The following is an 11,490-nucleotide window of genomic DNA, read 5'->3' on the forward strand; positions in this document are numbered from 1 at the left end:
GTATCTCCGATAATGACGAGTCTTATTAACTAACGCTTAACTTAATTTGGGTTTCTTGATGACATATATAACTTTGCCGCTGACGAAATAATTTTCGTTTTGGCCGATATAAATTGGGGGGTATTCTTCGGTCGACTCCGAGAGAAGCATGATTAGCTTATTTTTTACGTCACGGAAAAATTTCTTGATGTTGGCGACGTTGTCTATAATAGAAAGCACATAGTCGCCGTTGTGGGGGCTTTTCTGCTTCGGGTCAACAATCACATAGTCCCCTTGCTCAATAGTGCGCCCGGCGATTTTTGCTCTGTTCATAGAATTTCCAAAAGCCTTGATGGCAAAAAAATCGCCGATAGCTTTCAAGCCAAGGACGTTTTTAGAAATCTTTAAGTAGCCCTCAATGTTTTGATCGGCAAAAATAGTGGCCGGGCCGCAATTGGCCGTGCCTAATACCGGTATAGATAGAAGCGAAGAGATGGCGCCTTTTCCGCCAGAGGCGGGTAAACCCGCAGGCGCGAATAACCCACTCTTTACTCTGGTAATTGTCTTATTCTGCCAATCAACCGAGATTAGGCCCTTTTTCTCCAACTGGAGAATGTGGTGCTTAATTTTCTGCGGATACTGCTCCCCCACCATCTTGGCGATCTTCCGGAGGCTGCTTTTTGAAAAATCAATCTTCGTGAGAATTTTTAATAATTTAGTTTGTAGGTCGTGCATGAAATAAATTTATCAAATGCACCGAACCCGTCAAGAAGTATTTATCCCCAGAATCATACAATCTTGACACTGATAAAAACTACAACGGAATCCCAAAAAAGTGTTTGAGGGTGTAAATCCAGTCTTCGTCTTGGGCGCCGTCTTTTGATTTTGGTAATTTCCTACTTTCTGTGTTATTTTAAGAATGCAGTACAACTGAATAGGAGGTATCTAGAGTGGTGGCGAGAGAATTGGCTCAATGACCCACCCGGCAACCTGCGAAAGTAAGGTGCCAAATCCAACCAAGGGAGCGCTCTGCTCTCACGGAAAGATGCATAGTCGAGCGTCTTTCCTCATTACAAACGAGGATTTTTTATTTTATGGAACAAAATTTTATTTTGATTCAGGACGGTAAAAAGAAGATTTATGAGATACCAGAAGAAGATATCGGCAAGTTTAAGCTTCTAGGCAGCGCGGGCGGCTTCTCGATCGGTTTTTGTTTGTACATCGGCAGTAAACACTCCGAGAACTTCCTTGACCGAGTATGCGGCTACCGTATTGAAAAGAATGGCTTCGGAGAAATGATGAACGAAGCGGCTCGGCAGGCAGGGCTTCCGGCGCGCCATCAAGAGAATATAACCGTCAGCTTTTACGAGGAAAAAACAAACAATTAAAACAAATAAAATCTAAATATATGAATGAAGAAAAAGTATCGTGCGAAATACCGAGGGGGTTATATAAGTGTGAGCTGTGTGGCGAGTATAAAGGAGGGGTAATGGAGAAAGACTTAGATTGGGACGGATTTTTTAATAAAGAGGAGGCGGAAAAGAGCGAGGAATATCTCGGCGTGTCTTGTCTTTGCGATGGCATCTTATGCCTAAAGTGCAAAAAAAATAAGATCCATAGACCCATCTCTAATTCATACTATGCTGACACCAATACAATTGAGCACCACCCGTATTTTTCGGGGATGATGGGCTGCGCTGAATGCAGGGAGAAATAACCCGTGAAAGACGGGATTACATTCCCCTTTCTTTATCGCCCGCCTTCAGTTGTATTATCAATCCTTCAAAGAGAAAATCCGAATGATCTAGAAGCTTCCCTGTCTTCAACTTTTTCAGACCTGCACTGCTCACCTTCCGCTAATCCAAGTAGGGTCAGCTCAAAAAAGAATAACTTCCACCCTTCGGCCACGCCAACTTCGTCACCTTTAAGTATGCCCGTCGCAGAACCGACTAATACGCCATTCACAAATTTATCTCCTGTGTATGAGAGGGCGGGTATTTTTATGGTAATGACCACATTGCTATCACCGCCATACAAGTTCCTGTAGGTCATACGCCACTCCGCTTTGTTTTTGGAAAGAGAACGGAGGTCGGGGTTGTATACCGCACTTCCCATAGTTCTTGACCCATCAGGTTCGTCTCGAAAGTTAGCAAAAACAATATTCTCTGGGAACATCCACATTGCATCCTTGCCTTCTATGGATAAGTGTTGCGGGCAGTACCCAAATAGCACTCCTCGCTTGACTGCTTCTTTCGCTTTCTTTTTGAACTCTTCGGTAATTTTCATTTTTTTATTTCTTAAGTTTGTAATGTTTTCATTCCCGACAGGAAATAAAAGTTTTGCTTTGTTTAGTATCGGACCAGTTTCAGACCAAGCGACATTCCGAGCAGAAAGAGTATTCCCAACTCCATCAGCTTGTAGGTCATCCTGATACAGAACTTTTTCCAGTATTTTTTGTGATTGAATTTCTTCATACTGATTTTTTATTTATTCCCCAGCGCTTTTGTTGCGGGCCAGGCAAACAAAAAAGCGGCTAAGAGATTTAATCGAGCTCGACTAGCTCAATGAAATCTCCCAACCGCCTTTTAGTGGTTAGTCGTTTATATCTTGTGGCTCCCCGCAGATTTCCCAGATTGCCTACCCTTTCGGGAGAGATAAACGGTCCGAATTAATGGCTCGGACTACCCTTTTTATAATCTATCGAGGTACGTTCTTAAAATAGCATACTCGGAGGCAAAATGCAACCTCCGCCTAATTTCCCCTAAGATTACATACCACGGACTGAATCCATATCAACGTCGCCGTTCGCTACTAGCTCTTGGAGTGCTTCGTCCAGATTTTCAAAATCGTCAATATCGCCCGGTTCGATTACACCTTCTTTGACTAATTCAAGAATTTTTTCAGAATCCATGTGTTTTATTTATTTGGTTTTTGCCCGCCTTTGACTGTGTATAGCGCCCACAAAACAGAATCCAATAATTTCGCCTCCGAAAGAAGATTATCTCTCCATTGAAAACTCTCATTCTCTGCCTTGTTCTGCAAATCGATTCTCAACCTTACTAAATAATCTATCATCTCACTATTTCCCAGCGCCTCAACAAAATTTCTTTTTAGCTCATTATAAATCTCTACCCGATTTCTGACTTTTTCTTCCAATATTTTCGAATAAGTCGGCGTAGACAAGCCTAGAACAGAGGAAATGTTCCTATCATAGATTGGCAAATTTACGTTCATTGTATGAAGTAATTTCGTCGCGAAACTCAAAAACAATCGATGCCGATTGGAAACAGCATATAAATTCTTAAGAATTTTTTCTAAGTCACAATCCTTTTCTGAGAGTAGTTGAAAAAACTCATCCTGCTGCTGCTTATTTAGACCAGTGGGACCATTTAAAACATAAAAGCGACAGAATCGACGCCTAAACTCGTCATCTATGATGGTATTACTAAACCTTTCTCTAATGAAAAAATAACTACTAAAATGATCCCAATCGCGCGAAGATAGAAGCTGTATGATTTCTAAGTTGTACTTCTTAAGATTTTCTAGAATTTCTGGAAGATTCATGCGCGGAAAGATTATCCCAAATTTTAAGCTAAAATTCAAACCTTAATCCGCCTTTCCAACAGCGAAAATAGTTTTTGAGCAGCATATCTCGGAGGCAGTTCAAGCGGGTTTTTGGTTATAATATCTCTTTAACCAAAATTGAACTGCCGAGAGAAAAGAGCATTTTTGGCGCTGGCCAAAAAGAGCTCTGGTGATGCGAGAGAACTATTCTCGCACTTTAATATTCATTTTCGCCAAATTGGTTTCCACATCATCGAAAGCCAGATCCATATCCGGGTGGCGTTGGCCGAAATCCGGCTTCTCAATAATTTTTACCAGATCGGAAATATTTAATTTTCCAGCGATCTCTTTCGCATAATCTACTCCCCCGCTGGACCAGAGATAGACTTCGTCGCCGTTTTTGCAAAACCATCGGAGAACATTCAACAAATCTTCATTGGCAACTGACCGACCGTTGGCGTGGTCAACAATCAATAAAGTGCCGTCGATATCAAAAGCGATTTTCATTTCCAAATTTTACCACGAGAAATTAAACTAGTTCCAAAATGGAACTAGTTGGTTTTTTGAGCGACCAAGAGTTATCCACATTCTACCTTGACATACGCTATTTTACTTGCTATATTTGCAATAAGATCACCACGAAAAAGCCCCTATAAGGTTTCGTCCTTATGGGGCCTTTTTCTTTTTAGGCTACTTTGCTCACTACTTATAAATTTTATCTCGTGGGCCTACCTCCAACAGAAAAATTTCCTTTTCGTTGAGAAATTTTAATATAATTCTATAGTTACTCACTCTCACTTTGTGTTTCCCAGACAATACTCCGTGCAACGGCTCTATTTTTGCCTTGCCATTTTCCAGTCTCACTAACTTCTTTTTAATTTGCGCTTGGACAGCCCGATCGAGCTTTTTAACAGAATTCAAAAAAACACTACCAAAACGCAGTATATACATAGGATATTAGGAAAGCGCTTTCAAAAAAGACTTAGGGTCGAAGCGATATTTTACCCCCTCTTCTTCGGCCTTAAGGATTTTCTTAACAAACTCCGGACGGTACTCACCCTCTGGATCTTTAATTCCCTTCAAAAACGGAGTGACAAATTCTCTAATCAACTCTTGTTTTAGCTCTCTTTTCAGCTCCTTTTTTAGCTTTTGAATGGTAGCTGTAGTCATGATTTTATTATACCAGATTCTATCAGAAAAATTTTCTAAAATCAACTGCCAGCATTCCTACATCTTGAGTTGGAAAAATCGGAAAACTAATGTAAAATACTAAAATGGTTATCAACTATTGCGGAGAGAAGTGTTTCAAGATTCAGAGCGGGAAGGTCTCGCTCGTAGTTGATCCTCTGCCTCGTTTTAAGGGCGACATCACCTTGCTGACCGGCCCGTGGAAAGACAGAGCGAAAGAATGGCCGCCGGTTGTGGGGGAAATTTACGGCCCGGGTGAGTATGAAATGCTGGAAGTAGAAATCAGCGGCTTTCCGATGAAAGGCACTCAAACTGCCTATACATTAGTAATGGAAGAAATCCGCTTATGCTTCTTAGGCGATGGCGGCGAAGAAATTGACCCTACTATACTAGAAAAGCTCGGAGAGGTGGATATTTTGTTTGCCCCGTCGGGAATTAGCGCCAAAGGAATCAAGCAGATACAGCCGAAGATTGTGGTTCCTTTTTATAAGAAGCCAGAGCAGTTAAAAGAATTTATGAAGGAAGTGGAATCAAAATCTGAGCCGCAGGAAAAGCTGGTGATTAAAAAGAAAGAAATTACCACCGGCACGAAGATTGTTGTTCTTAAAGTTTAATATATATAGAAGATGCCCCAATCCTTGCGAAATTTCGTAGCGAAAGTCCGGAATTCAGACGATACCACCAAGAAATTCTGGGTGCTGCTCTGCAGTGTGATTTCGATGTTTTTCGTGGTGTCACTTTGGCTGGCGTATATAAATGTAAGCATCGCCAGAATCCCCGGCCCTACTTCCAGCCGTTCACTCGCCGGAGTCAGCGCGCCGGTAGAAGTTGAGGAGGAATTAGAAAATCCGGGATTCTTTTCAATTTTCGCCGCAGGCACTAAAATAATCTTCGACGCGCTGAAGGAGCGGTTAGCGGTAAAAAATGATATTGTAATCAGCAAGCAGGAAGTGAATTTTGTGGCGGAAGGCATCGAACCCGTAAAACCTACGGTTTTGCGGTAGAAAGTAGAATCTAGTAAATAGAATTTATGCCGAAAAATAAAGAACCAAAGAAAAATAAAAAATCCGAAGCGGGCAAGCCCGAAGAAACTAAAGCGGTTGCGCGCGTGAATGTGGAACGCCGCGAAATCAGCACCGAGCTGCAGGAGTCTTATTTGGACTATGCGATGTCGGTCATCGTGAGCCGCGCTTTGCCGGATGTGCGCGACGGCATGAAGCCCGTGCATCGCCGTATCTTGTGGACAATGTGGGAAGCCGGATTGACGCACAGCGCCAAATTCCGAAAATCCGCCACCGTAATCGGAGACGTGCTTGGTAAATATCATCCGCACGGAGATATGGCGGTTTATGACGCTTTGGTCCGTATGGCCCAAGAATTTTCACTTCGCTACACATTAGTAGACGGCCAAGGTAACTTCGGCTCCGTAGACGGTGATTCAGCTGCCGCCTATCGTTATACCGAAGCTCGGCTTTCCAAAATTGCCGAAGAAATGCTTTTTGATATTGATAAAGAAACCGTAGATTGGATTCCTAACTATGACGGTACCCGTGAAGAGCCGAAGGTTCTGCCGGCTAAACTGCCAAACTTGCTGCTAAACGGAGCCGTGGGTATCGCCGTCGGTATGGCGACCAGCATTCCACCAAACAATTTAGTGGAGCTGGTGGACGCGACCCTGCACTTGGCCGACAACCCCAAAGCCGGAGCGCACGATTTAATGGAATTCATTCAAGGCCCGGACTTTCCAACCGGCGGCGTTATCTATGACAGAAAAGCGATTATCGAAGCCTACACTTCCGGCCACGGCACAATCACGATGCGGGCAGTAGCCGAAATTAAAGAAAGCCAGGGGGCGCGGGAAGGCCAAACGATTGAAATCACGGAAATCCCTTATCAGGTAAATAAATCTGAATTAATTATTAAAATTGCCGAGTTGGTGACCGACAAAAAAATCGAAGGTATCCGCGACATCCGCGATGAGTCCGACAAAAACGGCATCAGCATCATTATTGAAATGAAATCGAGCGCGACTCCGCAAAAAGTGCTGAATCAATTGTTTGAATACACCGATCTCCAGAAAAACTTTAATTTGAATATGATTGCGCTCGCCGGCGGCGTGCAGCCAGAAATTATGTCGGTAAAGGATGTGTTGGCGGCTTTCCTAGCCCATCGGAATGAAGTGGTGGTGCGCCGCGCCCAGTTCGATTTAAAGAAAGCCGAAGAGCGCGCTCACATTTTGAGAGGCTTAGCGAAAGCGCTTTCTATTATTGATAAAGTAATCGCCACAATTAAGAAATCTAAGGATCGCGATGATGCCAGAACGAACTTGATGAAGAATTTCAAATTCTCCGAGATTCAGGCCAACGCTATTTTGGAAATGAAGTTGCAGACCTTGGCGAATTTGGAAAGAGCGAGAATTGAAGATGAGTTAGCGGAAAAAGAACGAATTATCGCCGAATTAACTTCCCTTTTGAAGAGCCCGGCCAAAATCTTGAAGGTAATTAAAGACGAATTAGTGGATGTGAAAACCCGCTTCAACAGCCCCCGCAAAACCAAAGTAGTGTCCGGCGGATTAAAAGACTTCCGAGAAGAGGATTTGATTCCTCAAGAAGAAACGATTATCACTCTCTCGCAGGGTGGCTACATCAAACGTGTTCCTCCGGCGTCATTTAAGACCCAGAACCGCGGCGGCAAAGGATTGATTGGATCAGATGTGAATGATGAAGATTTCCTCACCCACTTTATGGCCGCTGACACTCACGACAACATTTTGATTTTCACCGACCGCGGCCGCGTGTTCCAAACCAAAGTTTACGAAATCCCACCGGGCACCCGAACCTCCAAGGGCAAACCGATCCACAATTTCCTGGAAGTCCCGACCGAAGAGAAGGTCAACGCAATAATCACCTACGGAAAAGCCGACGAAGGCAATCTCGTGATGGTGACTCAAAACGGCATGATTAAAAAAACCTCTCTGAAAGATTTCAGCAACGTGCGGAAAACCGGAATCATTGCGATTTCTTTGCAAAAAGGTGACGCCTTGCGTTGGGTTAAACTCTCTAGCGGTAGCGATGAAGTAATCACCACTACCTCCAAAGGGCAGGCTATCCGATTTAAAGAATCCCAAGTGCGGGAAATGGGCAGGACGGCCGCGGGCGTGCGGGCAATCCGATTAAAATCGGGTGATCAGGTCAGCTCAATGGATCTCGTGAATAAGAACGTGAAAAATGCCCGATTGTTGGTAGTAATGGCCAACGGATTCGGAAAATTAACTCCAATCGGACAGTATAAAGTGCAGAGCCGCGGAGGTTCGGGCGTGAAAACAGCTAAAATTACTTCGAAGACAGGAGAGTTGGTAGCCGCTCAATTAGTAGACGCCGAAGAAGAATTGCTGGCCTTGTCCGCCAAAGGGCAGATTATCCGCACTCCTCTCTCCACAATCCGCCTCGCCAGCCGCGCTACTCAAGGAGTCAGAATAATGTCACTGAACGCAGGAGATAAGGTTGCCGGCATAGTCTGTTTGTAGTCCCAAGTCGTTAGTTGTTAGTCGTAAGTCTTTTGTCGTGTGTGAGATGTTATAATTAGTTGGTAGATGTCATTCACAAGAAATCAGGTAATTATTTTAATAATGGGACTGGCGCTAGTCGCCGGAGTAGTCTTTCTTTTGATTTATGGCTCGCAGAAAAACTCCAGCGAGCTTTCCGGCACAATAAATTTCTGGGGAGTTTTTGATTCCCCCGCCGCTATGGGCGAAGTGATTAGTGCCTATCGCGCCACCCAACCAAAAGTTGATGTGGTTTACCGGCAAATTGATCCGAATAGTTATGAAAGTGAACTAATTAACGCGCTCGCGAGCGGCAGAGCTCCGGATGTGATTATGTTTCATAATTCTTGGCTGCCTAAGCATATTAATAAGATATTGCCGTTGGACCCTGCTCAAATTTCTATTCCTCAATATCGAGAGCTCTTCCCGCAAGTTGCCGAGCAGGACTTCGCCCCAGACAACGCGGTCTATGCCCTTCCTTTATATATCGACACCCTCGCTCTTTTCTACAACCAAGACACATTCGACAACAGCAGCATCGCAGTGCCGCCGAAAACTTGGGGCGAATTTGAGAAATTGATTCCCAAGCTACGCCAACTCGATAAATTAGGCCGCATTCAAAAACCCGCGGCGGCTATCGGCGGCTCCAACCGAAGCATCAACCGAGCGCCCGATTTGTTGAGCCTACTGATGCTTCAAACCGGAACAGAGATGGTGAGCAAAGACTTCTCTCGGGCTAACTTCTCTTCAAAAGAAGGCATAAATGCTCTCAATTTTTACACCAAATTTGCCAACCCAATCAGCCCCGCCTTTACTTGGAGCGACTCATTCGGCTATTCGCTAGACAGCTTCTCCGTGGGCGACACGGCAATAATGTTTAACTACGGCTATCAAGCGCCATACCTGAGAGACAAAAACCCCTTCCTGAATTTCCGAGTCATTCCGATGCTTCAACCCGATGACCGCTCTCAAGAAGTGAATTACGCCAACTATTGGGGCTTAGCGATGACGGTAGCCGCGCAAAACAAACTAGTAGCCCAAGATTTCATTATAAAAATCACTACAGACCCCACAATCGCCGAACGATACCTAACCATTACCAAGCGCCCACCCGCATTGCGTTCGCTGATTAATAAATACATCAACGATCCGGAAATCGGAACCTTCGCCCGCCAAGCTCTCACTGCCCGCTCTTGGCCGCAAATTGATAGCGTGGAAATTGATAAGGCTTTTTCGGAAATGATCTCGGCGGTCTTAACCAACCGGCTTTCTTCCCAAAGAGCCATCGAAGAAGCCGCCGGAAAGGTTTCCCAGTTGATGGATCAGAGAGCTAGATAAGTATTATGTATAAAGTATTAAGTATTAAGTATTGGATGCGGGGAAAGGGAATTATCAAGATTCGCCCAGTTTTCTTTTCGTTTATTCTATTTTCTACTTTCTGCTTCCTACTACTCGGTGCGCCGGCATTAGGCGCTGAGCCAATCAAGCTAACCCCGAATTGCAATGCAGCCCTTCCTCCAAACACCGTACCTGGAGGCACACCGGAAACGACACCGTGCAACGTATCTGCCTTTATCGTCTGGGTGAAGCAAATCATTAAGTATATGTTTATTGTTTCCGTGCCTATCGCCACGGCATTTATCGTTTACGGGGCATTTGTTATGATGAAGTCTGGAGGTAATCCCGGTGAGTTCGCAAACGGCAAGAAAGTAGTTTTGTCGGCCATTATCGGCATTGTGATAATGTTTACCGCCAACATAGTCGTATCCACGATAGTCAACGCATTAACGGGAAGTTCGGAATATTATAAAAAACTCTAAAATATGAAAATTCCTAAATATGTCGGGATTGTAGCATTAGGTTTATTGCTGGTTTCAAATTTTGCTTTTGCACTCCCTGGCGAAGGCACGAATCCCCCATCTAACAGCCTTAACCTCTCCGACATCGACCCCCTAAAAAATGTCACCCTGATGGGATTAATCGACCGTATCGTTGGCTTTGCCATCGGATTTATCATCGCCATCTCGGTACTCTTCATCATCTATGCCGCCTATCTCTATATGTTTGCCGGTGGAGACCCGAAAAATGTAACCCAAGCTAAAGCCATCATCCAATATACCGTGATTGCGATTATCATCGCCTTGATGTCGCAGGCAATGGTAAAAATAGTGATAGAGCTTCTTGGTGGAACACCGGCTAAGTAATTTGCTATAATTAAACAATATTCAGAAAGGTCGCCTAAATTCAAAAAAATTAATGAAATACTTAATAAAAACAATAATTGCAATCTCCAGCCTTGCTCCGTTGATGGCTTTCGCCGATATTAGCGGGATTCCCACTGGTATCAAAGCCGGGACTACCAACTTAGGTAAGTTAATTAGCGACGTTTCCGGATGGGCAACTGGCCTTTTGATCGCGCTTTCCGTATTGTTCGTGATCTACGCCGCGTTCTTGTATTTGACCGCCGGTGGAGACCCGAAAAATGTAGAGAACGCTAAGAACATCATCATCTACGCCGTAATAGCTATCGTAATAGCTCTGATGGCAAACTTGGTGGCCAGCATCGCGAAGGGATTAGTAGGCGCTACTGGATAAAACCTCATTGCGGAAATAGAAAAACCCCTCCGATTACTCGGAGGGGTTTTGGTTTAATCTAACGCACCGTCACCGTCAACTTCTTGTCGGGCTCTTCAACCAGCATGCGGAATACTTTCTTCCTCAAGCCGTAGTCTTTGAACTCCTTGTCCGACTGGCTGACCTTCATGATTGTGTCGTCCTTGAACCAGATATAAAAATGATCTGGTCCAGGATTAACAATCGTTTCGAAATCTGAATCAGTCGGCATAACGATCTCACGGGACCAGACCCCGGACTTGAGATCAACAATGGTCGGCTCCGCGCCTTTTGGAATCCAGAGCGGCGCTTCCGCACTTTTCGGCATCGCCCTGACCCGGTCAAATTCCGGACTCCGGCTCGCCTCTCCGTTCGGATTAACGAATCCCGACTGCGCCATCTGGGCAGAGTTCCCAGGCCTCGAAGTTCCAAAATCGCAACTCACGGGATTCGCAGAGAAAAAAAGAAAGGATACAGCGAAGATCAGAATTACCCAGAGGATCTTGAACTTGTAGAACTCGATGATATGGGGGTCATTCTTTTCGTAGTGAATCATGACTTGTCTCCTTGTTTGGGGTTTTACTGCGATGTTTTCAATGGAC

17 protein-coding genes and 1 riboswitch are annotated in these 11,490 nt (G+C 44.5%); of the genes, 9 read left to right on the top strand and 8 right to left on the bottom strand.

Annotated features, from left to right (window positions below):
• Positions 1-36: 36 nt before the first annotated feature.
• Positions 37-714: a S24 family peptidase gene (locus tag Q7S83_02410; protein ID MDO8466971.1), complete on the bottom strand. Its 678-nt coding sequence runs from the start codon at positions 712-714 to the stop codon at positions 37-39.
• Positions 715-917: 203 nt separating this feature from the next.
• Positions 918-1,031, top strand: a riboswitch (SAM riboswitch).
• A 42-nt stretch (positions 1,032-1,073) separates the two neighbouring features.
• Here Q7S83_02410 and Q7S83_02415 point away from each other — a divergent pair.
• Together Q7S83_02415 and Q7S83_02420 are read left to right on the top strand one after the other, a co-directional pair.
• Positions 1,074-1,367: a hypothetical protein gene (locus Q7S83_02415; GenBank protein MDO8466972.1), complete on the top strand. Its 294-nt coding sequence runs from the start codon at positions 1,074-1,076 to the stop codon at positions 1,365-1,367.
• 20 nt (positions 1,368-1,387) lie between these two features.
• Positions 1,388-1,696 carry a hypothetical protein gene (locus Q7S83_02420; GenBank protein ID MDO8466973.1) on the top strand — a complete coding sequence of 103 codons (309 nt, stop codon included), beginning with the start codon at positions 1,388-1,390 and terminating at the stop codon, positions 1,694-1,696.
• Between the two features lie 65 nt (positions 1,697-1,761).
• On the opposite strand, the gene Q7S83_02425 is transcribed toward Q7S83_02420, so the two are convergent.
• The 6 genes from Q7S83_02425 to Q7S83_02450 all read right to left on the bottom strand — a co-directional run bounded on the left by Q7S83_02425 (position 1,762) and on the right by Q7S83_02450 (position 4,713).
• Positions 1,762-2,265: a hypothetical protein gene (locus Q7S83_02425; protein MDO8466974.1), complete on the bottom strand. Its 504-nt coding sequence runs from the start codon at positions 2,263-2,265 to the stop codon at positions 1,762-1,764.
• A 62-nt stretch (positions 2,266-2,327) separates the two neighbouring features.
• The gene (locus tag Q7S83_02430; GenBank protein ID MDO8466975.1) at positions 2,328-2,453 is read right to left on the bottom strand and encodes a hypothetical protein; all 126 of its coding nucleotides are present in this window, start codon (positions 2,451-2,453) and stop codon (positions 2,328-2,330) included.
• Positions 2,454-2,746: 293 nt separating this feature from the next.
• Positions 2,747-2,890, bottom strand: coding sequence for a hypothetical protein (locus tag Q7S83_02435; GenBank protein MDO8466976.1), 144 nt, complete (start codon positions 2,888-2,890; stop codon positions 2,747-2,749).
• 5 nt (positions 2,891-2,895) lie between these two features.
• Positions 2,896-3,543, bottom strand: a complete 648-nt coding sequence (locus Q7S83_02440) for a hypothetical protein (protein MDO8466977.1) — start codon at positions 3,541-3,543, stop codon at positions 2,896-2,898.
• Positions 3,544-3,747: 204 nt separating this feature from the next.
• Positions 3,748-4,050 (bottom strand): hypothetical protein, encoded by a 303-nt coding sequence (locus Q7S83_02445; GenBank protein MDO8466978.1) that lies wholly within the window; start codon positions 4,048-4,050, stop codon positions 3,748-3,750.
• A 450-nt stretch (positions 4,051-4,500) separates the two neighbouring features.
• Entirely contained in the window at positions 4,501-4,713 is a 213-nt protein-coding gene (locus tag Q7S83_02450; protein MDO8466979.1) for a hypothetical protein, read from the bottom strand.
• Between the two features lie 104 nt (positions 4,714-4,817).
• Between Q7S83_02450 and Q7S83_02455 the strand changes: the two genes are divergently transcribed.
• From Q7S83_02455 to Q7S83_02485, 7 genes are all read left to right on the top strand, one after another.
• On the top strand, positions 4,818-5,345 hold the full coding sequence (locus tag Q7S83_02455; GenBank protein MDO8466980.1) for an MBL fold metallo-hydrolase: 528 nt from the start codon (positions 4,818-4,820) through the stop codon (positions 5,343-5,345).
• A gap of 12 nt (positions 5,346-5,357) precedes the next feature.
• Positions 5,358-5,735 (top strand): hypothetical protein, encoded by a 378-nt coding sequence (locus Q7S83_02460; protein MDO8466981.1) that lies wholly within the window; start codon positions 5,358-5,360, stop codon positions 5,733-5,735.
• Between the two features lie 26 nt (positions 5,736-5,761).
• A complete protein-coding gene (gyrA, locus tag Q7S83_02465) occupies positions 5,762-8,257 on the top strand; it encodes a DNA gyrase subunit A (protein MDO8466982.1) in 2,496 nt (831 codons plus the stop codon).
• Between the two features lie 66 nt (positions 8,258-8,323).
• Positions 8,324-9,613 carry an extracellular solute-binding protein gene (locus tag Q7S83_02470; protein ID MDO8466983.1) on the top strand — a complete coding sequence of 430 codons (1,290 nt, stop codon included), beginning with the start codon at positions 8,324-8,326 and terminating at the stop codon, positions 9,611-9,613.
• A gap of 5 nt (positions 9,614-9,618) precedes the next feature.
• A complete protein-coding gene (locus Q7S83_02475) occupies positions 9,619-10,095 on the top strand; it encodes a pilin (protein ID MDO8466984.1) in 477 nt (158 codons plus the stop codon).
• A gap of 3 nt (positions 10,096-10,098) precedes the next feature.
• Entirely contained in the window at positions 10,099-10,479 is a 381-nt protein-coding gene (locus tag Q7S83_02480) for a hypothetical protein (GenBank protein MDO8466985.1), read from the top strand.
• Positions 10,480-10,531: 52 nt separating this feature from the next.
• Positions 10,532-10,870 (top strand): hypothetical protein, encoded by a 339-nt coding sequence (locus Q7S83_02485; protein ID MDO8466986.1) that lies wholly within the window; start codon positions 10,532-10,534, stop codon positions 10,868-10,870.
• A gap of 58 nt (positions 10,871-10,928) precedes the next feature.
• Here the strand turns inward: Q7S83_02485 and Q7S83_02490 are convergent, their stop codons facing one another.
• Complete coding sequence (locus Q7S83_02490) at positions 10,929-11,444, bottom strand: hypothetical protein (GenBank protein ID MDO8466987.1); 516 nt, start codon at positions 11,442-11,444, stop codon at positions 10,929-10,931.
• Between the last annotated feature and the right edge of the window lie 46 nt (positions 11,445-11,490).

This window comes from bacterium, assembly GCA_030646995.1.
Classification (GTDB): Bacteria; Patescibacteriota; Minisyncoccia; order UBA6257; family WO2-44-18; genus JAUSKF01.